Genomic DNA, 20,349 nt, shown 5'->3' with positions numbered 1-20,349 from the left:
TCAGTCCTCCTGCTCGAACGCCGGCGCGTGGTCGCGCGCGTACTGGACGAAGCTGTTGCTGACGCCCTGCGGAACCATCGGCCACACCATCGCGTCGGCGCTCACGACGAAGTCGATCACGACCGGGCGGTCGTTCGTCTCGAGCGCCTTCGTGATCGCGGCATCCACGTCCTCCTCCTTCTCGACGCGGATCGCGAGGCAGCCGTACGCCTCCGCGAGCTTCACGAAGTCGGGGATGCGCACGGTGCCGTGGCCGGTGTTGAGGTTCGTGTGCGAATAGCGACCGTCGTAGAAGAGGGTCTGCCACTGGCGAACCATGCCCAGCGACGAGTTGTTGATGATCGCGACCTTGATCGGGATGTTGTTGATCGCGCAGGTGGCGAGCTCCTGATTGGTCATCTGGAAGCAGCCGTCGCCGTCGATCGCCCACACGTGGCGGTCGGGCTCGGCGACCTTCGCGCCCATGGCGGCCGGGACCGAGTAGCCCATCGTGCCCGCGCCGCCCGAGTTCAGCCACGCGTTCGGACGCTCGTACTTGATGAACTGCGCAGCCCACATCTGGTGCTGGCCGACGCCCGCGGCGTATACGCCCTCGGGGCCGGTCAGCTCGCCGATGCGCTGGATCACGTACTGCGGCGACATGAGCCCGTCGGTCGGCTGGGTGTAGCCGAGCGGGAACTCGTCACGGAGGCCGTCGAGGAACGACCACCACTCCGCCGTGTCGGGCTTCGCCTCGGCGGATGCCGCACGGAACGCCACCTCGAGGTCGACGAGCACCTCCTTGAGGTCACCCACGATCGGCACGTCGGCCGTGCGGATCTTCGAGATCTCGGCGGGGTCGATGTCGACGTGCACGACCTGCGCGTGCGGGGCGAACAGCGCCGCCTTGCCGGTCACCCGGTCGTCGAAGCGGGCGCCGAGCGAAACCAGCAGGTCGGCCTCCTGCAGCGCGAGCACCGCGGGGACGGTGCCATGCATGCCGGGCATGCCGAGGTGCTGCGGGTGCGAGTCGGGGAACGCGCCGCGGGCCATGAGCGTGGTCACGACCGGTGCGCCGGTGGCCTCGGCGAGCTGGAGCAGCTCGGGCGACGCCTGCGCACGGATCACGCCGCCACCCACGTACAGCACGGGCTTCTTGGCCTCGGCGATCAGCTGCGCCGCAGCCTGGATCTGCTTGCCGTGGGCCTTGGTGACGGGACGGTAGCCTGGCAGGTCGATCTTCGGCGGCCACACGAACGGCACCTCGGCCTGCTGGGCGTCCTTGGTGATGTCGACGAGCACGGGACCGGGACGGCCGGTGCCGGCGATCTCGAACGCCGCGGCGATCGCGGCGGGGATCTCGGCGGCGTCCTTCACCAGGAAGGAGTGCTTCGTGATCGGCATCGTGATGCCGACGATGTCGGCCTCCTGGAAGGCATCCGTCCCCATGAGGTTAGAGAAGACCTGGCCGGTGATGCAGACGATCGGCACCGAGTCCATGTAGGCGTCGGCGATGGCGGTGACGAGGTTCGTCGCGCCCGGGCCGGAGGTGGCGATGGCGACGCCGACCTTGTTGGAGGCGGCGGCATAGCCCTCGGCGGCGTGACCGGCGCCCTGTTCGTGGCGCACCAGGATGTGCCGGAGGTCGGTCGAATCCATCAGCGGGTCGTACACGGGCAGGATCGCGCCGCCCGGCAGGCCGAACACATCGGTCACGCCGAGCAGTTCGAGCGAGCGGACGACCGCCTGTGCACCCGTGAGCACGGGCGCGGATGCGGTGCGGGCGGGCGGCCGCGGCAGGGCGGCAGCGGTTTCAGCGGGCATGGTGGTGATTCCTCGGGAGTCGTTCGGAAGGAAGTCGGATGCCGCGGACTCAGCCGGTCGTGGCGCCCTCTGCAGCGGAGCGCACGAGTCGGGAGTACTTGGCAAGGACGCCACGGGTATAGCGCGGGGGAAGCGGCTCCCAGCCAGAGCGGCGGGAGTCGAGCTCTGCGTCATCGACGAGTAGGTCGAGAGTGCGAGCCGCGATATCGACCCGTATCAGATCACCATCGCGCACGAAGGCGATGGGACCAGCGTCCACCGCTTCGGGTGCTATGTGGCCGATGCACAGGCCGGTTGTGCCGCCTGAGAATCTGCCGTCCGTCAAGAGTAGTACATCTTTTCCGAGCCCAGCGCCCTTGATGGCCGCCGTGATCGCGAGCATCTCGCGCATACCCGGTCCGCCCTTGGGACCCTCGTAGCGGATCACCACGACGTCGCCCGCGGCGATCTCACCGGCCTCGAGCGCATCCATGGCCGCGCGCTCGCGCTCGAACACGCGGGCAGGGCCCTCGAACACGTCGGCATCGAAGCCGGCCGACTTCACCACGGCGCCCTCGGGGGCGATCGAGCCGTGGAGGATCGTGATGCCGCCCTTCGCGTGGATCGGGTCGTCGAAGGTGTGGATGACGGTGCCGTCGACCGGGTCGGGATCGAGGTCCGCGAGGTTCTCGGCGAGCGTCTTGCCCGTGACCGTCAGCGCGTCGCCGTGGAGCAGGCCTTCGTCGAGCATCGCCTTCATGATCACCGGGATGCCGCCGTGGCGGTCGACGTCGTTCATGACGAACTTGCCGAACGGCTTCATGTCGGCCACGTGCGGCACCTTGTCGCCGATGCGGTTGAAGTCGTGGAGGGTCAGGTCGATGTCCGCCTCGCGGGCGATCGCGAGCAGGTGCAGCACGACGTTGGTCGAGCCGCCGAGCGCCATGGCGAGGGCGATGGCGTTCTCGAACGCCTCCTTGGTGAGGATGTCGCGCGTCGTGATGCCGAGCTTGAGCAGGTTCACCACCGCCTCGCCCGAGCGGTGGGCGAAGTAGTCGCGGCGGCGGTCGGCCGAGGGCGGCGCGGCCGACCCCGGAAGCGAGAGCCCGAGGGCCTCGGCGACGGAGGCCATCGTGTTGGCGGTGTACATGCCGCCGCACGCGCCCTCGCCCGGGGCGATCGCGCACTCGATGCGCTTGAGGTCTGCCTCGCTCATCTTGCCCGCGAGGCACGCGCCGACCGCCTCGAACGAGTCGATGATCGTGACGTCCTTCTCGGTTCCGTCGCTGAGCTTCACCCAGCCCGGTGCGATCGACCCGGCGTAGAGGAAGACGCTCGACAGGTCGAGGCGGGCGGAGGCCATGAGCATGCCGGGGATCGACTTGTCGCAGCCGGCCAGGAGCACCGAGCCGTCGAGGCGCTCGGCCATGATCACGGTCTCGACCGAGTCGGCGATGACCTCGCGGCTGACGAGCGAGAAGTGCATGCCCTCGTGGCCCATCGAGATGCCGTCGGAGACGGAGATGGTGCCGAACTGCAGCGGGTAGCCGCCGCCGGCGTGCACGCCCTCCTTCGCACCCTGCGCCAGGCGGTCGAGGCTCAGGTTGCAGGGGGTGATCTCGTTCCAGCTCGACGCGATGCCGATCTGCGGCTTGTCCCAGTCCTCGTCGCCCATGCCGACCGCCCGGAGCATCCCGCGGGATGTCGTGGCTTCGATGCCGTCTGTGACGACGCGACTGCGGGGCTTGATGTCGATGGCGTTATCGGGCTGTGGCATTCCTTGAGCCTACTCCCGCGCGAGGGTCACTCCCCCGCCGATGACGCCCGTGCCGAGCGCGCCCCGGCGAGTCGCTCGAGGAGTTCTGCGAGGGCGGCGATGTCGGCCACCTTGACCGACGCCGCGCTGTCGCGGTCGCCCACGAGCACGCCGAGATCAGCCGGTCCGAGGCTGCGCAGCGCGTCCTCGTCGGTGACGTCGTCGCCGGCGAACAGGACGGCAGTCGCACCGACCCGCTCGCGCAGCTCGGCCACAGCCGAGTCCTTGCCTTCGTGGCGGAACGCGTACTCGATGATGTTGTGGCCGGTGCGGCGGCGCCAGTGCGGTGCCTCGGCGGCCACGAGCGTGTCGACGAGGCGGTTCGCCTCCTCCGCATCGGCGGGTGAGAGCTTGCGCGTGTGGACGCCGAACCCGAAGGTCTTGGGCTCGATCCAGACGCCGTCGAGGTGCGCCGTCGCCGCCTCGGCGTGGGCGCGCAGCTCGTCGCGCAGGCGCGCGTCCTCCGGGGCATCGGCGTGCGTGACGTCGCCTTCGCCCGGGATCCAGAATTCGGCGCCATGCGAGCCCGCGAGCAGGATCGGCGAGGCGTCGTCGTGCTCGGCGATGACGCGCAGGTCGCCGAGGCTGCGGCCCGACACCAGTGCGACGATCGTGTCGGGCGCGGCGAGGAGGGCGTCGAGCGCCGTGCGCGCCTCCGGCAGCATCCGCGCCTGCATCGGCTCGTCGACGAGGGGCGAGAGCGTGCCGTCGAAGTCGAGGGCGACGAGGAGGATGCCGGTGTCCGCGACGCGTGCGATGGCCTCGGTCTCGGTGATGCCGGTCACGGCTGCTCCTCGCTCGGGATGATCCGGATGGTGCCGGTGTTGACGCTCTTGGCGTGGTTCAGAGTCTGGGCGTGGTCCATCGCCCGCAGGAACGACTGCGACCACGTCGCGACGTCGTTCTCGCGCACCTTCTTGCGCAGGGCCCGCATGCGGCGCCCCTGCTCGGCGGCGGGCATCTCGATGGCCCGCATGATGGCGTCTTTCATGCCGTCGATGTCGTGGGGGTTGATGCGCACCGCGCTCGGCAGCTCGTCGGCCGCCCCCGCGAACTCGCTCAGCACCAGCACGCCGCGGTTGTCGATGCGCGAGGCGACGTACTCCTTGGCGACGAGATTCATGCCGTCGCGCAGGGCCGTCACGAGCATCACGTCGGCCGCGAGGAAGAGGGCGACCATCTCCTCGCGCGGATAGGCCTGATGCAGGTAGCGGATCGCGGTGTGCCCCATCGTGTCGTGGTCGCCGTTGATCCGCCCGACGGTGAGCTCGATCTCGTCGCGCAGCTGCATGTACGCGTCGACGCGCTCCCGGCTCGGGCTCGCGACCTGCACGAGCGTGACGTCCTCCACGTCGACGCGCCCGTCGGCGAGCAGCTCGCCGAACGCCTTCATGCGGTGGCGGATGCCCTTGGTGTAGTCGAGCCGGTCGACGCCGAGCAGGATCTTCTTCGGGTTGCCGAGGCTCTCGCGGATCTCCTGGGCGCGGGCTCGGATGTCTTCGCGCTCGGCGAGCTCGACGTACGACGCCGTGTCGATCGAGATCGGGAACGCCTTGGCGAGGGCGTTGCGGGTGGTGCCGTCGGGGTTCGGGACGGTGATCCCGCTGGCCTTGGTCGGGTAGCGCAGCTGGCGCCTCACCGCGCGGGCGAAGTTGCCGGCATCCGCCACCCGCTGGAACCCGATCACGTCGGCGCCGAGCAGTCCCTCGAGCACCTGACGGCGCCACGGCAGCTGCGAGTACAGGCCGTATGCGGGGAAGGGAATGTGGTGGAAGTAGCCGATCGTCAGGTCGGGCCGGCGCTCGCGGAGCATCTGCGGCACGAGCTGCAGCTGGTAGTCCTGCACCCAGACCGTGGCACCCGGTGCCGCCGCCGCGGCCGCGGCCTCGGCGAATCGGCGGTTGACCTTCACGTACGCGTCCCACCACACGCGCCGATAGCGCGGCTCGGAGATGACGTCGTGGTACAGCGGCCAGAAGGTGTCGTTCGACATGCCCTCGTAGTAGAGCTCGACCTCTTCGGCGCTGAGGCGCACCGGAACGAGGTAGGTGCCCTCGAACTCGAACGGATCGACGTCGATGTCGGCCTGGCCGGGCCAGCCGACCCACGCGCCGTCCGCACGACGCATGACGGGCTCGAGCGCGGTGACCAGGCCGCCGGGCGACCGGCGCCACGAAAGCTCGCCTTCCGGCCCGACCACCCTGTCGACAGGGAGTCGATTCGCTACGACGACGAGTTCAGCCTGGGTCACGGGGCTCCTGACGGTGGCGGGGACGAGGCAACCCCAGGCTAGCGCGAGACGAATCGCGGCCGTCCGCGCTAGCGTGGACGAATGCGCTCGTATGTCTTCGGCACCGGCATCCTCACCGCGATCACCGGAGGGCTGACGCTTCTCCGCGGACTCCGCGACGACGCGCCGTTCACGTGGCGCGCCGCGCTCGGCTGGCTGAGCTGGGGCATCACGCTCGCCCTCGCCATCGGCGCCATCGTCGACGTGCGCAACGCCTCGCGCGGACGCGTCATCGACACCGACTCCCCCATCCACGGGAGCGAGGAGAAGCTGCTGAAGCGACGCATCCGCCGTTAGAGACGGATGCGTCGCCCGCGGGTCAGCGGGTCAGGATGAGCGCGTCGCCCTGACCTCCCCCGCCGCACAGCGCCACGGCGGCCGTGCCGCCGCCCCGGCGGACGAGCTCGTGCACCGCGTGCACGACGAGGCGGTTTCCGGATGCGCCGATCGGGTGGCCGATGGCGATTCCGCCGCCGTGCGGATTGACCACGTCGTCGTCGAGTCCGAGCTCGGCCTGCGAGCGGGCGACGACGGCTCCGAACGCCTCGTTGATCTCGACGACGTCGAGGGCGTCCACGCTGATCCCCTGCTTGGCTAGCGCCTTCTCGATGGCCCGCGCCGGCTGGGCGTGGAGCGAGTTGTCGGGGCCGGCGACCTGACCGGAGGAGCCGACGACGGCCAGCACAGGCCAGCCGTTCTCATCGGCGTGGCTGCGGGTGGTCAGCACGACCGCTGATGCGCCGTCGGAGATCTGCGACGAGTTGCCGGCCGTGATCGACCCTCCCTCGGCGAATGCGGGTCGGAGCGCCGCGAGCGTGTCCACCGTCGTGTCGGGGCGGACTCCCTCGTCGGCCGTGACGACCACCGGGTCGCCTTTTCGCTGCGGGATCCCGACGGGTACGATCTCGGCGTCGAACACCCCGGCCTCCTGCGCGGCCGCAGCCCGCTGATGCGACCTCGCCGCCACAGCGTCCTGCGCCGCGCGGCTGATGCCGAAGCGGTCGTTGTGCCGCTCCGTCGACGCACCCATCGACTCGGCGTCGTAGGCGTCGGTCAGGCCGTCGTAGGCCATGTGGTCGAGCACCTCGACCGAGCCGTACGTCCAGCCGGCACGCGATCCGGTGAGCAGGTGCGGCGCCCGGGTCATCGACTCCATGCCGGCGGCGACGACGACCGTCGCGTCGCCGGTGCGCAGCATCCGTGCGCCGTCGATGATCGCAGTGAGACCGGAGAGGCACACCTTGTTGACGGATCCCGCGTGCACGCTCCACGGGATGCCGGCACCGACGGCCGCCTGGCGCGCCGGGTTCTGTCCGGAGCCGGCGGCGAGCACCTGGCCGACGAGCACCGCGTCGACGGCGTCGGCGGGGATGCCGCCCTTCTCGAGCGCACCGCGGATCGCGATGCTCCCGAGCTGCACCGCGGTGAGCGGGGCGAGCTGCCCCTTGAGCCTGCCCTGCGGCGTGCGGGCCGCCGCGACGATGACGATGTCGTCGGAGTTCATGCTGTCGTTCCCTTGAGTTCTTCGGCCACGATGAGCGGCGGTTCGGTTGCGGCGACCACCTCGTCGACGGTGACGCCGGGCGCCACCTCGACGAGGACGAGGCCGTCGGCGGTGACGTCGATCACCGCGAGGTCGGTGATGATGCGGTCGACCACGCCGCGTCCGGTGAGCGGCAGCGAGCAGGTGTCGACGATCTTCGCCGAGCCGTCCTTCGCGACGTGCTCCATGAGCACGATCACCTTCGCGGCGCCGTGCACGAGGTCCATCGCACCACCCGGCCCCTTCACCATCTTGCCGGGGATCATCCAGTTCGCGAGGTCTCCCCCGGCCGACACCTGCATCGCACCGAGGATCGCCGCGTCGATCTTGCCGCCGCGGATCATGCCGAAGCTCGTCGCCGAATCGAAGTACGCGGCGCCGTCGAGCGTGGTGACGGTCTCCTTGCCGGCGTTGATGAGGTCGGGATCGACATTCGCCTCGGTCGGGTACGGTCCGACGCCGAGGATCCCGTTCTCGGACTGCAGCACCACGGTCACCCCGTCGGGCACATGATTGGGCACGAGCGTGGGCAGCCCGATGCCGAGGTTGACGTACGCGCCGTCGGCGAGCTCGCGCGCCGCGCGTTCGGCCATCTGCGTGCGGTCCAGCGCCATGTCAGGCCTCGCTTCCGTCCGTCGTCGCCGCACGCACGGTGCGCCGCTCGATGCGCTTCTCGATGCCGGTGCCGACCTCCACCACACGGTGGACGTAGATTCCGGGCAGGTGGATGCCGTCGGGGTCGAGCTCACCGGGTTCGACGAGCTCCTCGACCTGGGCGATGCAGATGCGCCCCGCCATGGCCGCGAGCGGGTTGAAGTTGCGTGCCGCCTTGTTGAAGACGAGGTTGCCGTGGCGGTCGCCGCGCAGGGCGTGGACGAGGGCGAAGTCGGTGACGATCGCCTCTTCGAGCACGTAGTCGCGCGGCTCGCCCGTCGGCGCGAAGCTGCGGACGTCCTTCACCGGTGATGCGACGGCGACCGTACCGTCGGGCGCGTAGCGCCGCGGCAGTCCGCCTTCGGCGACCTGGGTGCCCACTCCCGTCTGGGTGTAGAAGGCCGCGATCCCCGCGCCCCCGGCGCGCAGCTTCTCGGCGAGCGTGCCCTGCGGGGTGAGCTCGAGCTCGAGTTCGCCCGAGAGGAACTGCCGCTCGAACTCCTTGTTCTCGCCGACGTACGACGAGGTCATCTTGCGGATGCGCCGGGCGCCGAGGAGCACACCGAGGCCCCAGTCGTCGACGCCGCAGTTGTTGCTCACGACGCTGAGGTCGGCAGTGCCCTGAGCGAGCAGCGCCTCGATGAGGGCGATGGGGTTGCCAGACAGGCCGAACCCGCCGACCGCGAGCGATGCCCCGTCGGGGATGTCGGCGACGGCCTCTGCTGCCGACCCCCAGGTCTTGTCGATCACGCATGCTCCTTCGCTCGTGTGTTCAGGTCCATCCTGCGCCGGTCGTGGGTCGGCGCGCAGTCCGCTCTTGCGATGTGGATGAGTGACGTCGTAGCGTCCATATCGTGGACAGCATCGCGAAGCGCAGCGTTCCCGGGGCCCAGTCGGTGGCGCGCGCGGCGCTCCTGCTCCGGCTCGTCACCGCGGCGGGCGACGGCGGGCTCACCGTCGCCGAGGCGGCACGACGGTCGGATCTCACGCGCCCCACCGTGCACCGCCTCCTGACCGCACTCCGCCAGGAGGGGCTGGTCGATCTCGACGAGAAGACGGCGACGTGGATGCCGGGGCCCGAGCTGTATCTGCTCGGCCAAGTGGCCGCGTCCCGCTACGACATCACGGCGATCGCGCGCGACATCGTCCGCTCACTCGCCGTGCGCACCGAGGAGAGCGCGTTCCTCTCGGTGCGGCGCGGTGACGAGACGGTGTGCCTCCTGCGCGAGGAGGGAAGCTTCCCCATCCGCTCCTTCGTGCTGTCCGAGGGGGTGCGCTTCCCTCTCGGCGTGGCGTCCGCCGGGCTGGCGATCCTCGCCTTCCTGCCACCCCACGATGTGGACGCCTACTTCGACCGCCACCCGGGGCTGGGCGAGCGCTGGGGTGCCGCGCACGGCGAGGCGCGACTGCGCAGACGACTCGCCGAGACCCAGGCGCGCGGCTACGCCACCAACCCGGGCCTCATCGTCGAGGGCAGCTGGGGAATGGGCGCCGCCGTGTTCACCCGCGAAGGCCACCCGCAGTGGGCACTGAGCCTCACCGGCGTGGAGTTCCGCTTCGGCCCCGACCGTCTGCCCGAGCTCGGGCGCACGCTGCTCGCTCACGCCCACCAGTTGACGACCCGCATCGCCGCCGCACGTTGAAACCCCGGCTCCCGGGAGCGGCGTCGGATGCGCCGGCTACGCGAGGAGTGCGGCGCGATCGAGCTCTTCCCGCACGACGGCTGCCACCACGTCGGCACCGGCATCCGACATCACGACCGTGTAGTGGTTGAGCCCGTCGACGCGCTGGTGGACGACGGACGGGTGGGCGGCCAGCATGCGCTCGAGGTGCGCCGGCGCGTACAGTCCGGGAGGCTCGTCCTGCAGCCCGCGCGGAACAGTCATCAGGCGTGTCGGATGCGCCAGTGCTCCGAGCGCCTCCGGCAGCGCGGCGCCCGCGTTCATGTCGACGGTGTCCTCCGCGGTCGTGCGGTAGCTGGTCGCCGGGCGGAGCGACCCCGCACCGTCGTCGACGAGGTCGTAGGCGAGGTAGCGCTCGAGCTCGGGCGTCCACGCCTCGGCGAACGCCGGATGCGCTCGCCAGAAGTCGAGGTACTCCCCCGTGTTCGCGAACCGCATCGACAGCCGCGCTGCGGTCGGCCCCAGGATGCCCGCCACCAGCGCATCGGTGTCGACCCCCTGGGGCACATCGAGGGGCAGACCGCCGTCGACGAGCACCAGCCGCGACACACGCTCCGGGTGCCGGTGAGCGAACACCACAGCGACGAACGCGCCCATGGAGTGGCCGACCACGGTGACGCGCGCGATCCCGAGGGCGTCGAGCGCGGCCGCCAGATCGTCGGCGTGCGCGGCCATCCCTGCGGGGCCCGCCAACGCGCTGCTCGCCCCGCGCCCGCGCAGGTCGGGCGCGATCGCCCGCACGCCGGGGAGCCTGCCGACCACGAACGGCCAGGCCAGGTGCGAGCTGGTGACCCCGTGGATGAGCAGGGCGTCGTCGGTGCGGGCATCCGTCGGATCCCAGACCGCCACCCGCAGGTCGCCGCCCGCGACGGCGACATCGATCGTGCGGTAGTCGTGGGTCGTCATCGCGCGGTCCATCCCCCGTCCATCGTGTAGGACGCCCCCGTCACCATGCCGGCCTTGTCCGAGGCGAGCCACCCGGCGAGCGAGGCGACCTCGTCGGCCTCGACGAGGCGCTTCACCGCCGTCTCGGTCAGCATGATCCTCTCGACGACCTCGTCTTCGGGGATGCCGTGCACGAGCGCCTGATCGGCGATCTGCTTCTCAACGAGCGGCGTGCGCACGTAGGCGGGGTTGATGCAGTTGCTCGTCACCCCGTGGGCGCCGCCCTCGAGCGCCGTGACCTTCGAGAGTCCCTCGAGCCCGTGCTTGGCCGCGACGTAGGCCGATTTGAACGCGCTCGCACGCAGCCCGTGCGCACTGGAGATGTTGATGACCCGTCCCCACCCGCGCTCGTACATGCTCGGCAGCGCGGCCCGGATGAGGAGGAACGGCGACTCGAGCATCAGCCGCAGCAGCAGCCGGAAGGTGTCGGGGTCGTACTCGGGGATGGGCGCGACGCGCTGGATGCCCGCATTGTTGACCAGGATGTCGACGTCGAGCGTGAGGTCGTCGAGCGCCGCGGTGTCGGACAGGTCGACCACCCAGGGCTCGCCGCCGATCTCGGACGCCGCCGCGGTCGCGGCATCCGCGTTCAGGTCCGCGACGATCACGTGCGCGCCGCGACCGGCGAACTCGTGAGCGCAGGCGCGTCCGATGCCGCTCGCCCCGCCGGTGACGAGCGCACGGCGCCCCGCGAGATCCTGATCGGTCATGCGTCGTCCTCCTCGGCCCGCGGCGCGAGCGCGTTGTCGATGATGCGGGTCATCCCCGCGAACACGCGCGGGTCGAGCTGCGCGGGCGGCCGGCCGTCGGCGCCGCGCTCCCACAGGAGGAACCGCATGCCGATGAGCTCACCCATGCCCATGAGGGCCCAGGCGGTCGTCTCGGGGTCGAGCGCCCGGTCGACGTCGCCGCTGTCCTGGGCGGAGCGGAGACCGGCCTCGTATCCCTCGACGATGCGGGTGTAGTGCAGCCGCAGGACCTCGGGCGAGACGAACTCGGCCTCGCGCACGACGCGGTACAGCGCAGGATGCTGCGCGGTGAAGCGGAAGAAGCCGGCGAATCCGGCGCGCTCGGCCTCGATCCGCGACCCCGCGCCGACCATCGCCTCGGTCATCGAGTGGCGGACGCGACGGTTCAGGTCGAGCACGAGCGCCTCGAAGATCGACTGCTTGCTGTCGAAGTACAGGTAGAACGTGCCGAGGCCGATGCCGGCACCCTCGGTGATCTTGACGATGGATGCCTCGTGGTAGCCCTGGGCGGCGAACACCGCCTCGGCGGCCTCGAGCAGGCGTCGGCGGGTCGCCTCGCCGCGCTTGGTGAGTGGGCGTCCTGTCGCCGGCGACACCGGCGGGGCATCGTCGTCCAGCAGATCCTCGGCGTTCATGCCGTCACCCCTTCCCTCAGTCGGCGAGCCCGGTCGCGCAGGCGCGATCGGGCGAGCTTCTCGAACGTCGAGCGCGGCAGCGCCTCGACGAACTCCACGTGCACGGGCACCTTGTACCCCGCGAGGTTGTGACGCGCGTGCGCCAGCACCTCGTCGACCGACACCGGTGCGCCCGGGGCGGCGACGACGAAGGCGACGCCGCGTTCGCCCCAGACCGGGTCGGGCGCGCCCACGACCGCGGCCGCCTCGATGAGCGGATGCAGCATGAGTGCTGCCTCGACCTCAGCGGGCGCGACGTTCTCGCCGCCCGAGATGAAGATGTCCTTCAGCCGGTCGACCACCCGGTGCCGGCCGTCGGCCGATCGGTGCACCAGGTCACCGGTGCGCAGCCACCCGTCCCGCATCGCGCGCACGGTCGCGGCGTCGTCGCCGAGGTAGCCGGCGAACACGCTCGGCCCCCGCACCCACAGCTCGCCCGTCGCCTCCCCCTCGAGCGCCAGCCCCGTATCGGGCTCCACGACCGCCGTCGTCACGTGCGGGTACGGACGACCGCGGTACAGCACGTTCGGCGCAGCCTCGGTCAGCCCATAGCCCTGCGTGAGGGCGACGCCGCGCCGCTCCCACGCCGCGCTCACGTCGTCGGGGGTGGTGGCCCCGCCCACGAGCGCGACCCGGAGCGAACCCAGGTCGGCGTCGGGCCAGCGCCGGTCGGCGGCCAGCAGCGCGTACTGGGTCGGCACGCCCATCATCGCCGTCACGCCCCGCTCCTCGATGAGCTGCAGGGCGCGCTCGGGCTGGAACGTGCGCTCGAGCACAACGGCCGCGCCGGTCCACCACGCGAGCAGCGGCTGGCAGTTCCAGGCCGCGACGTGGAACTGCGGCAGCATGGCCAGCACCACGTCGTCTGCGGTGAGGGGCTGCGCCTGGGCGAGGGCGAGGTTGTTCCAGAAGCAGTTCGCGTGGGTCAGCACGACGCCCTTCGGCGCCGCTTCGCTCCCCGATGTGAAGATCACCAGCAGCGGGTCGTCGTCGCGCACGTGCCGGGTGGCGACCGGCTGTGCCGCACGCGGCACGGATGCCTCGACCCCCGTCGTGCCGAGGACGGCCACGGTCGGGACAGGGCTGCAGGCCGGCAGCGCCTCACCGGCGAGCGCGGCGTAGTCGTCCTCGACGAGTACGAGGGCGGGAGCTGCTCGCACGAGCAGGTCGGCGAGTTCGCGCGGCGTGAGCCGCCACGACAGGGGTACGAACGCGACCCCTGTCATCGCGCACGCGAAGAACGCCACCACGTGGTCGGTGGAATTGCCCGAGACCGTGGCGATGCGGTGGCCGGGGCCGTAGCCCGCCGCGCGAAGTCCCTCGGCGAGCTCGACCGCCCGCGCCGCGAGCGCGGCGTAGTCGGTGGTGACGCCGCGGTCGTCCACCGCGATCCTCCCGGGGCTCCCCTCGGCCCGGTCGGTGAGCCACCGTCCGACCGTGTGCGGCTCGTCGTCGAGGGCGAACTCCGCCGTCATGTGCGCACCTCGATCGGAGCATCCGTCTGCACGGCGACGTCGTCGAGGCTATCCAGAGCCCCGTGGGCGCGATCGCCGCGGCGGCGGCGCATCCAGGCGTCGATGGTCCCGGCGATGCCGCCGGGGAGGAACATGACCACCACGATGAAGAGCACTCCGAGGATGAAGAGCGGCTCCGACAGCGGCACGCGGAGCAGCTCGGGAAGACCGGCGACGGCCTCGGAGCCCGCGAGCACCGTGAGTCGCTGATCGAGGAGCGTGTAGAGCACACCGCCAACGATGGCACCCCACCGGAACCCGACGCCACCGAGCACCACCATCACGAGGATGGTGATCGTGAGATCCGCCGATACCGCGCGCGGCACGGTGCCGGACTGCAGCAGCATGTACGCGATTCCTGCCAGGCTCGCGAGCACGCCGGCGATCACGAAGACGACCAGCCGCACGCGGTACGGGTGGAGCCCCAGCACCTGCACGCGCTGCTCGTTCTCCCGCGTCGCACGGACGAGGTGGCCGAGGCGCGACCGATCGACCCACAGGGTGACGAGGTAGACCACGACGAGCACCGCGAGGGTGAGCCAGTACAGGTTGCGGGTGTTCACGACCCCGACGAGCGCGTCAGGCACCTGCGAGGTGTCGAGGCTCAGCCCCTCCTCGCCGCCGGTGACCTGCGAGTTGCGCCGGACGAGCACGGAGCCCGCCTGGGCGAAGGCGAGCGTCACCATCGCGAACGGGATGCCCGAGACGCGCATCGACACCGCGCCGGTGACGACGGCGATGACCATGCCGCCGAGGAGGGCGATGAGCACACCGGGCCAGAGCGGCACCCCGAAGTGCTCGAGCGCGATGCCGAGACCGTAGGCGCCCGCCCCGAAGTACAGCGCATGCCCGAACGAGAGCATCCCGGCAGAGCCGAGCAGCAGGTTGTACGACAGCGCGAGCGCGGCGAACACCATGCACAGCGACAGCAGTGCCAGGGTGCCGGGCTGATAGGTGGGCGTCGGCAGGATGCCGGGAAGAGAGATGTTCAGCATCGGCAGCAGCGCCAGGAAGACCACGAGGGCGATGCCGAGACCGGCGGGGACGAAGCGCTTCATGTCAGGCCTTCTTCCCGAGGAGACCGGAGGGCCGCAGCAGCAGCACCAGGGCGAGGAGGATCACGACGATGAAGTCGCCGGTGCCGTTGAGGTAGGTGTTCGCCACCTGCTGGAGCACGGCGACGAGCACCGAGGCGATGGCCGCACCCGTGAGCGAGCCGAGGCCTCCGACGACGGTCACGATGAACGCGAAGATCAGCAGGGTGGCACCGAGATGGGCCGACACGTATGTGCTGGCGTGCATGGCGAGCACCCCGCCGATGCCGGCGGCCGCCCCGCCGATCGCGAAAACCAGGGTGAACGAGCGTCGCACGTCGATGCCGAGCGCCGTCACCATCGCGCGGTTCTCCACCCCCGCACGGATGATCATGCCGTAGCGCGTCTTCTGGAGGAACAGCACGAGCCCCATCAGCACGAGCGCAGCGGCGACGATGAGCACCCAATAGCGGTTGGGCACGTTCGCCCCCAGCACATCGGTCGTCTGGGTGAGCCACTGCGGACCCGACACGTGGATGGGGTCGGTGCCCCAGATCCCCTCGAACAGGGCGACCGCGGCGAACGAGAGTCCGACCGTCACGAGCACCTGCTCGATGTGCCGCTCGTACAGCGGCCGGATGAGGACGAGCTCGGTGAGTGTCGCGAACACCGCTCCCACCGCCGCACCGACGAGGATCGACAGCAGGAACGACCACCAGGAGTCGGTGCCGAGCGCCTGCGCGACAGTCCAGCCGATGAAGGCGCTCAGGGTGAGGAATGCGCCGTGCGCGAAGTTGAGCACGTGCATGAGCCCGTAGATGAGGCTCAGGCCGCTCGCGACGAGGAAGTACAGGGCGCCGAGACCGACGCCGATGATCAGGGTGAGGACGAGGGTGCTCATCGGTGGGCCTCCGCGTGGACGCCGAGGAGGCGCCGGGTGAGATCGTCGTCGGCGAGGATGTCGGCGGCCTTCCCGGTGTGCACGACGCGACCGCCGCCGATCACGACCGCCTCGTCGGCGAGGCGGCGCACGACCTCGAGGTTCTGCTCCACGAGCAGGATGGGCACGGTCTTCGACGCCTCGGCGAGGGCATCGGCCACTTCGGTCACGATCTTGGGCGCCAGTCCCTTCGTCGGCTCGTCGACCAGAAGCAGCCGGTTGTCGTTGAGGAGGGCGCGCGCGACCGACACCATCTGCTGCTGACCGCCCGAAAGCGTGCCGGCGGCCTGGTCGCGGCGCGCCACGAGGTCGGGGAAGAGCGCATCGACGAAGTCACGGCGCGGTTTGCGCTGCCGTTCGGCGAGTGCGAGGTTCTCGGCGACGGTGAGCCGCGCGAACACTTCCCGGTCCTCGGGCACGTAGCCGACACCGCGGCGGACGATGCGGTGAGTCGGAAGCGCATCGATACGCTCGCCCGCGAAGATCACTTCGCCCCGCCTCGCGATGAGGCCCAGGATGCCCCGCAGCGTCGAGGTCTTGCCCACGCCGTTGCGGCCGAGTACCGCGGTGATGCCCGTCGCGGGCACATCGAACGTCACGTCTTCGACCACCTGCTGGCCTGCGATCGAGCAGCGGAGCCCGCCGATGCTCAGGATCGGCTCTTTCGCGCTCATGCCGCAGTCCCGGTGCCCAGGTACGCACTCTGCACGATCGGGTCGTCCATCACGCGCTGCGGGGTGTCGTAGGCGATGATGCTGCCGAAGTACATCACGGCGACCTTCTCGACCAGTCCCATGAGCACGTCGATGTGGTGCTCGACCATGAGCACGGTGCATCCCTTCTCACGCTGCATCGCGCGGATGTTCTCGACGAGGCCGGCGACGTCGCCGGAGGCGACTCCCGCCATCGGCTCGTCGAGGAGCACGATGCGGGCATCCGTCGCCAGCAGCACCGCGATCTCGAGCTTGCGCTTGTCGCCGTGCGAGATGTCGCCGGCGGCGGTCGCCGCCTTGTGGGTGAGACCCACGGCGTCGAGGTGCGCGAGCGCCGCCTCGGTGGCGGCATCCGTCCGCGAGGGGAACCGCAGCAGCGACGCCGAGCCGCCGTAGCCGACCTGTGCGGCCAGGCGGACGTTCTCGAGCACGCTCAGGCGCGGGAACAGGCTCGAGGTCTGGAAGGTGCGCCCCAGTCCCGCCCGCGCCCGTGCGGGCACGGACGCCGTCGTGACGTCGCGTCCGTCGAGGGCGATGCGCCCGGACGTCGGCCGGACGAGCCCGGAGACCGCGTTGAAGAGCGTGGTCTTGCCGGCGCCGTTCGGCCCGATGACGCCCACGAGCGAGCCCGCGGCGACATCGAGGGCGACGTCCTTCAGGATGGTCGCGCCGCCGATCCGCAGGCCGAGGCCGTCGATCGTCAGGCGCGCGCCGCGCGCGGTCCGTTCCTCGGGCGCGGACGGGAGAGGGGTGCTCATCGTGTGTCAGACCGGCCCGATCACTGGGCCTCGGCCGGCGCGACGGCGTCGGCGTCGACGGTGTCGACCAACTCGGCCACGAACGAGTCGCCGTCGGCGACGAGCTTCGCCTGGTACATCTCCTGCAGGAGCGCGTGGTCGCCTTCACGCACCGTCATGGTGCCCTTCGGACCCTCGAACTCGAACCCCTCGAGGGCCGAGACCATGGCATCGACGTCGCCCTGGCCCTCTTCGACCGCGTGGGCGATCATGATCGCCGCGTTGAAGCCGTCGGGGCTGAACAGGTCTGCCGTGCCGCCAGCCGCCTCGATCGCCTCGATCATCGCGGTGTTCACCTCGTTGTCGGCTGCGCCCGGGAAGTAGTGGTTGAGGAAGTCGATCTTCTCGGATGCCTCGCCGTAGGCGCCGAACGTGGCGGCGTCGCCGAGACCGGTGACGACGGGGATCGCGTCGAGCACGCCCTGCTGGCTCATCGCCTGCCACATCGCTCCCGAGGTCGCGCCGGCCCACGCCACGAACACCAGGTCGGGGGCACCGGTGAGCACCTGCTGCGCGAACGGCGTGAACTCGGTCACGTCTTCGGCGACGAGCACGGAGTCGACGGTCGCGCCCTGCGCGCCGAGGATCGCCTCGACGGCGGCGGCGTTGCCCTGTCCGAACGCCGTGTCCTGTGCGAACACGGTGATCTTCTTGCCCTCGATGTCGTCGAGGAAGGTTCCGGCGGTAGCGACGTCCTGCGCACTCTGGCGTCCGGAGCGGAACGTGTAGTCGTTAATGCCGGTGATCGCGTCGGCTGCCGCCGGGCCCGCGATGTAGAGCACCTCGTTCTGCTCCGCCTGCTCGGCGACGGCGAGCGCGACGCCCGACGATGCCGTGCCGGCGATGATGTTCACGCCTGAGCCGATGAGCTCCTTGACCACGGTGACCGCCTTGTCGGGGTCGCCGGCGTCATCGCGGTACTCGACGGTGATCGCGGTTCCGCCCACCTCGCCGGTGCCGTCGGTGACGTAGTCGAGGCCTGCCCGGAAGGCGTCGAGGTACTGCTTGCCGTAGCCGGCGAGCGGACCCGTCTCGCTCGTGACGACTCCCACAGTGATCTCTGCGGGCCCGGCGTCGCCGGAGTCGCCCCCGCTCGGGGCGTCGGTCTGCGGCGCGCACGCCGCCAGGACGAGGGCGGCCGTGGCGACCACGGACCCCAGGAGCAACTTCTTCGTAACCCGCATGCGCGTGCCTTTCACCATTGGAAGGTCGTGTGTCCGGAAGGAAAACCTGAAATCTGATTCAGGTATTTGCAATGTAGGAAGTCCGAGCCGGTCTGGTCAAGTCGACGCGGTCGCACACGCGTTTCGTTACCGAATCGCGATCGAGGCAGATTCGATACCGATGATATATATCTCTGGTATGTTCTTCGCGTGACACATGACGAAGACATCGAGACCCTGATCGTCGCCGCGCACGCGCTCACGCGCATCGCCGCGCTCGAGACGACGAGCGACACCCCCGCCGCGCAATGGCGCACCCTCACGATCCTCCGCGATCACGGCGCGCTGCGCGTCGGCGAGCTCGCGCGCCTCAGCCGGGTGACCCAGCCCGGCATGACGCGCCTCGTCCGGCAGATGCATGCGGCGGGGCTCGTCGAGAAGGCGACGGATGCCGCCGACTCGCGCGCCTCCGTGGTCGCAGCGACGCCCCTCGGCCTCGAGGCCCTGCAGACCTGGCTGCTCCGACTGACCGCCGCGCTCTCGCCCCATTTCGACGACCTCGAACCGACTGAGTGGGATGCGCTGCGCATCACGGCCGGAGTCCTCGCGCGCAAGACCTCCCTCGTCGTGGAGGTGGCCGAGTGAGCGCGGCCACGGGTGCGAGCGTCTGGCGTCAACCCTCGCAGGTGTGGGCCGTCGCTTTCGCGTGCGTCGTCGCCTTCATGGGGATCGGTCTCGTCGACCCGATCCTGCCCGCGATCGCCGAGTCGCTCGAGGCGAGCGCGGTGCAGACCGAGCTGCTCTTCACGAGCTACCTGCTCGTGACCGGTCTCGCGATGCTCGTCACGAGCTGGATCTCGAGCCGCATCGGAGCGAAGGCCACCCTGCTCATCGGACTCGCGCTGATCGTGGTGTTCGCCCTGCTCTGCGCGCTCAGCGGCTCGGTCGACGCGATCATCGGGTTCCGCGCGGGGTGGGGGCTCGGCAACGCGCTCTTCATCTCGACGGCGCTCGCGACCATCGTCGGCGCCGCGAGCGGCGGAAGCGGCGCGGCGATCGTGCTCTACGAGGCCGCGCTCGGACTCGGCATCGCCATCGGCCCGCTGCTCGGCGGCATCCTCGGCGAGGTGAGCTGGCGCGGCCCCTTCTTCGGCGTCGTCGCGCTCATGGCGATCGCCTTCGTCGCGGTGCTGGTGCTGCTGCGCACACCGAACGAGAAGCGCACGCCCACGCCGCTGTCGGCGCCGCTGCGTGCGCTGCGGCACCCGACGCTCGCGATCCTCGCGATCACCGCGCTGTTCTACAACATCGGCTTCTTCGTGCTCCTGGCGTTCTCGCCGTTCCCCCTCGGCTTCGGCGCGCTCGGCATCGGCCTCACGTTCTTCGGATGGGGCGTCGCGCTCGCCGTCACGAGCGTGTGGGTGGCGCCACTGCTCCTGCGCCGCTTCACCCGCACCGGCGTGATGATCGCGGTCCTGCCGCTGCTCGCGGCCGACCTGATCGCCGCCGGCGTCTTCGTGTGGTCTCCTGCCGCGCTCGTCGCCTTCATCGTCGTGGGCGGACTGCTGCTCGGCGTGATGAACACCGTGCTGACCGAGTCGGTCATGGAGGCTACCGACGAACCGCGCGCGGTGGCATCCTCGGCGTACTCGGCGGTGCGCTTCCTCGGCGGAGCCGCCGCTCCCCCGCTCGCGGCGCTCCTCTGGCACGCGTTCGGCCCGACGGTCCCGTACCTGTTCGCCGCCGTCGCCGTGATCCTCGCCGCCGCGACGCTCGTCATCGGTCGCAGCCGTCTCGCACGGATCGATGCACGTGACGCGGATGCCGCAGACGAAGCCGCAGCGATCCTCGTCGGAGACGCCGCCTGACGGCAACCGTCCCCGCCCGAACCACCGCGAAAACAGGAGAAGCGGCCCCTCTCGGGACCGCTTCTCCTGGTGCAGTGCACCCCCAGGGACTTGAACCCTGAACCCACTGATTAAGAGTCAGTTGCTCTGCCGATTGAGCTAGAGGTGCGTTTCGATTCGCCGTGGCGAACGAGGATCAACGTTAC

General features: G+C 70.4%; 20 protein-coding genes and 1 tRNA gene. 4 read left to right on the top strand and 17 right to left on the bottom strand.

The window, feature by feature from the left end; translation table 11 throughout:
* From JOD63_RS05305 to JOD63_RS05290, 4 genes are read right to left on the bottom strand one after another with little or no spacing between them, the layout of a single operon-like run.
* Positions 1 to 1,803 (bottom strand): acetolactate synthase large subunit, encoded by a 1,803-nt coding sequence (locus tag JOD63_RS05305; protein ID WP_045276301.1) that lies wholly within the window; start codon positions 1,801 to 1,803, stop codon positions 1 to 3.
* A gap of 49 nt (positions 1,804 to 1,852) precedes the next feature.
* Positions 1,853 to 3,559, bottom strand: coding sequence for a dihydroxy-acid dehydratase (ilvD, locus tag JOD63_RS05300; RefSeq protein WP_045276302.1), 1,707 nt, complete (start codon positions 3,557 to 3,559; stop codon positions 1,853 to 1,855).
* A gap of 26 nt (positions 3,560 to 3,585) precedes the next feature.
* Positions 3,586 to 4,374, bottom strand: coding sequence for a trehalose-phosphatase (otsB, locus tag JOD63_RS05295; protein WP_045276341.1), 789 nt, complete (start codon positions 4,372 to 4,374; stop codon positions 3,586 to 3,588).
* 5 nt (positions 4,375 to 4,379) lie between these two features.
* A complete protein-coding gene (locus JOD63_RS05290) occupies positions 4,380 to 5,849 on the bottom strand; it encodes an alpha,alpha-trehalose-phosphate synthase (UDP-forming) (RefSeq protein ID WP_169748413.1) in 1,470 nt (489 codons plus the stop codon).
* Between the two features lie 81 nt (positions 5,850 to 5,930).
* On the opposite strand from JOD63_RS05290, the gene JOD63_RS05285 reads away from it, so the two are divergent.
* Positions 5,931 to 6,185, top strand: coding sequence for a hypothetical protein (locus tag JOD63_RS05285; RefSeq protein WP_045276303.1), 255 nt, complete (start codon positions 5,931 to 5,933; stop codon positions 6,183 to 6,185).
* Positions 6,186 to 6,207: 22 nt separating this feature from the next.
* Here the strand turns inward: JOD63_RS05285 and JOD63_RS05280 are convergent, their stop codons facing one another.
* The 3 genes from JOD63_RS05280 to JOD63_RS05270 are packed head-to-tail and all read right to left on the bottom strand — an operon-like array spanning position 6,208 to position 8,835.
* Entirely contained in the window at positions 6,208 to 7,392 is a 1,185-nt protein-coding gene (locus JOD63_RS05280) for an acetyl-CoA C-acetyltransferase (RefSeq protein WP_045276304.1), read from the bottom strand.
* On the bottom strand, positions 7,389 to 8,045 hold the full coding sequence (locus tag JOD63_RS05275) for a 3-oxoacid CoA-transferase subunit B (protein ID WP_211088058.1): 657 nt from the start codon (positions 8,043 to 8,045) through the stop codon (positions 7,389 to 7,391). The genes JOD63_RS05280 and JOD63_RS05275 overlap by 4 nt, the downstream gene beginning before the upstream one ends.
* 1 nt (position 8,046) lies before the next feature.
* The gene (locus JOD63_RS05270) at positions 8,047 to 8,835 is read right to left on the bottom strand and encodes a CoA transferase subunit A (RefSeq protein ID WP_045276305.1); all 789 of its coding nucleotides are present in this window, start codon (positions 8,833 to 8,835) and stop codon (positions 8,047 to 8,049) included.
* 104 nt (positions 8,836 to 8,939) lie between these two features.
* On the opposite strand from JOD63_RS05270, the gene JOD63_RS05265 reads away from it, so the two are divergent.
* On the top strand, positions 8,940 to 9,728 hold the full coding sequence (locus JOD63_RS05265; RefSeq protein ID WP_045276306.1) for an IclR family transcriptional regulator: 789 nt from the start codon (positions 8,940 to 8,942) through the stop codon (positions 9,726 to 9,728).
* 36 nt (positions 9,729 to 9,764) lie between these two features.
* On the opposite strand, the gene JOD63_RS05260 is transcribed toward JOD63_RS05265, so the two are convergent.
* Genes JOD63_RS05260 through JOD63_RS05220 form a run of 9 tightly spaced genes read right to left on the bottom strand, consistent with a single transcriptional unit; the run spans position 9,765 to position 18,317 of the window.
* Complete coding sequence (locus tag JOD63_RS05260) at positions 9,765 to 10,673, bottom strand: alpha/beta fold hydrolase (RefSeq protein ID WP_045276344.1); 909 nt, start codon at positions 10,671 to 10,673, stop codon at positions 9,765 to 9,767.
* The gene (locus tag JOD63_RS05255) at positions 10,670 to 11,422 is read right to left on the bottom strand and encodes a 3-hydroxybutyrate dehydrogenase (protein WP_045276307.1); all 753 of its coding nucleotides are present in this window, start codon (positions 11,420 to 11,422) and stop codon (positions 10,670 to 10,672) included. The genes JOD63_RS05260 and JOD63_RS05255 overlap by 4 nt, the downstream gene beginning before the upstream one ends.
* Positions 11,419 to 12,096 (bottom strand): TetR/AcrR family transcriptional regulator, encoded by a 678-nt coding sequence (locus tag JOD63_RS05250; protein ID WP_045276308.1) that lies wholly within the window; start codon positions 12,094 to 12,096, stop codon positions 11,419 to 11,421. The genes JOD63_RS05255 and JOD63_RS05250 overlap by 4 nt, the downstream gene beginning before the upstream one ends.
* Entirely contained in the window at positions 12,093 to 13,610 is a 1,518-nt protein-coding gene (locus JOD63_RS05245; protein WP_045276309.1) for a class I adenylate-forming enzyme family protein, read from the bottom strand. Before JOD63_RS05245 ends, JOD63_RS05250 begins: the two co-directional genes overlap by 4 nt.
* A complete protein-coding gene (locus tag JOD63_RS05240; protein ID WP_045276310.1) occupies positions 13,607 to 14,707 on the bottom strand; it encodes a branched-chain amino acid ABC transporter permease in 1,101 nt (366 codons plus the stop codon). The genes JOD63_RS05245 and JOD63_RS05240 overlap by 4 nt, the downstream gene beginning before the upstream one ends.
* 1 nt (position 14,708) lies before the next feature.
* Positions 14,709 to 15,584, bottom strand: coding sequence for a branched-chain amino acid ABC transporter permease (locus tag JOD63_RS05235; RefSeq protein WP_045276311.1), 876 nt, complete (start codon positions 15,582 to 15,584; stop codon positions 14,709 to 14,711).
* The gene (locus JOD63_RS05230) at positions 15,581 to 16,297 is read right to left on the bottom strand and encodes an ABC transporter ATP-binding protein (RefSeq protein ID WP_045276312.1); all 717 of its coding nucleotides are present in this window, start codon (positions 16,295 to 16,297) and stop codon (positions 15,581 to 15,583) included. The genes JOD63_RS05235 and JOD63_RS05230 overlap by 4 nt, the downstream gene beginning before the upstream one ends.
* The gene (locus JOD63_RS05225; protein WP_045276313.1) at positions 16,294 to 17,094 is read right to left on the bottom strand and encodes an ABC transporter ATP-binding protein; all 801 of its coding nucleotides are present in this window, start codon (positions 17,092 to 17,094) and stop codon (positions 16,294 to 16,296) included. The genes JOD63_RS05230 and JOD63_RS05225 overlap by 4 nt, the downstream gene beginning before the upstream one ends.
* A gap of 20 nt (positions 17,095 to 17,114) precedes the next feature.
* Positions 17,115 to 18,317: a substrate-binding domain-containing protein gene (locus JOD63_RS05220; protein ID WP_045276345.1), complete on the bottom strand. Its 1,203-nt coding sequence runs from the start codon at positions 18,315 to 18,317 to the stop codon at positions 17,115 to 17,117.
* Positions 18,318 to 18,506: 189 nt separating this feature from the next.
* Here JOD63_RS05220 and JOD63_RS05215 point away from each other — a divergent pair, with 189 nt between their 5' ends.
* Together JOD63_RS05215 and JOD63_RS05210 are read left to right on the top strand one after the other, a co-directional pair.
* Positions 18,507 to 18,941 carry a MarR family winged helix-turn-helix transcriptional regulator gene (locus tag JOD63_RS05215; RefSeq protein WP_045276314.1) on the top strand — a complete coding sequence of 145 codons (435 nt, stop codon included), beginning with the start codon at positions 18,507 to 18,509 and terminating at the stop codon, positions 18,939 to 18,941.
* Positions 18,938 to 20,164 (top strand): MFS transporter, encoded by a 1,227-nt coding sequence (locus JOD63_RS05210; protein ID WP_045276315.1) that lies wholly within the window; start codon positions 18,938 to 18,940, stop codon positions 20,162 to 20,164. The genes JOD63_RS05215 and JOD63_RS05210 overlap by 4 nt, the downstream gene beginning before the upstream one ends.
* Before the next feature lie 75 nt (positions 20,165 to 20,239).
* Here the strand turns inward: JOD63_RS05210 and JOD63_RS05205 are convergent.
* Positions 20,240 to 20,312: transfer RNA gene (locus tag JOD63_RS05205), tRNA-Lys, on the bottom strand.
* Between the last annotated feature and the right edge of the window lie 37 nt (positions 20,313 to 20,349).

Source organism: Microbacterium terrae (assembly GCF_017831975.1).
GTDB classification, from domain to species: domain Bacteria; phylum Actinomycetota; class Actinomycetes; order Actinomycetales; family Microbacteriaceae; genus Microbacterium; species Microbacterium terrae.
The sequence above is the reverse complement of the archived record's forward strand: the minus strand, read 5'-3'. Positions and strand labels throughout refer to the sequence as shown.

Coding starts and splice junctions, on each gene's coding strand:
- JOD63_RS05250 (WP_045276308.1), bottom strand. CDS start 12,096: ATGAACGCCGAGGATCTGCTGGACGACGATGCCCCGCCGGTGTCGCCG.
- JOD63_RS05285 (WP_045276303.1), top strand. CDS start 5,931: ATGCGCTCGTATGTCTTCGGCACCGGCATCCTCACCGCGATCACCGGA.
- JOD63_RS05305 (WP_045276301.1), bottom strand. CDS start 1,803: ATGCCCGCTGAAACCGCTGCCGCCCTGCCGCGGCCGCCCGCCCGCACC.
- JOD63_RS05225 (WP_045276313.1), bottom strand. CDS start 17,094: ATGAGCACCCCTCTCCCGTCCGCGCCCGAGGAACGGACCGCGCGCGGC.
- JOD63_RS05235 (WP_045276311.1), bottom strand. CDS start 15,584: ATGAGCACCCTCGTCCTCACCCTGATCATCGGCGTCGGTCTCGGCGCC.
- JOD63_RS05245 (WP_045276309.1), bottom strand. CDS start 13,610: ATGACGGCGGAGTTCGCCCTCGACGACGAGCCGCACACGGTCGGACGG.
- JOD63_RS05230 (WP_045276312.1), bottom strand. CDS start 16,297: ATGAGCGCGAAAGAGCCGATCCTGAGCATCGGCGGGCTCCGCTGCTCG.
- JOD63_RS05260 (WP_045276344.1), bottom strand. CDS start 10,673: ATGACGACCCACGACTACCGCACGATCGATGTCGCCGTCGCGGGCGGC.
- JOD63_RS05220 (WP_045276345.1), bottom strand. CDS start 18,317: ATGCGGGTTACGAAGAAGTTGCTCCTGGGGTCCGTGGTCGCCACGGCC.
- JOD63_RS05275 (WP_211088058.1), bottom strand. CDS start 8,045: ATGGCGCTGGACCGCACGCAGATGGCCGAACGCGCGGCGCGCGAGCTC.
- JOD63_RS05240 (WP_045276310.1), bottom strand. CDS start 14,707: ATGAAGCGCTTCGTCCCCGCCGGTCTCGGCATCGCCCTCGTGGTCTTC.
- JOD63_RS05280 (WP_045276304.1), bottom strand. CDS start 7,392: ATGAACTCCGACGACATCGTCATCGTCGCGGCGGCCCGCACGCCGCAG.
- JOD63_RS05255 (WP_045276307.1), bottom strand. CDS start 11,422: ATGACCGATCAGGATCTCGCGGGGCGCCGTGCGCTCGTCACCGGCGGG.
- ilvD (WP_045276302.1), bottom strand. CDS start 3,559: ATGCCACAGCCCGATAACGCCATCGACATCAAGCCCCGCAGTCGCGTC.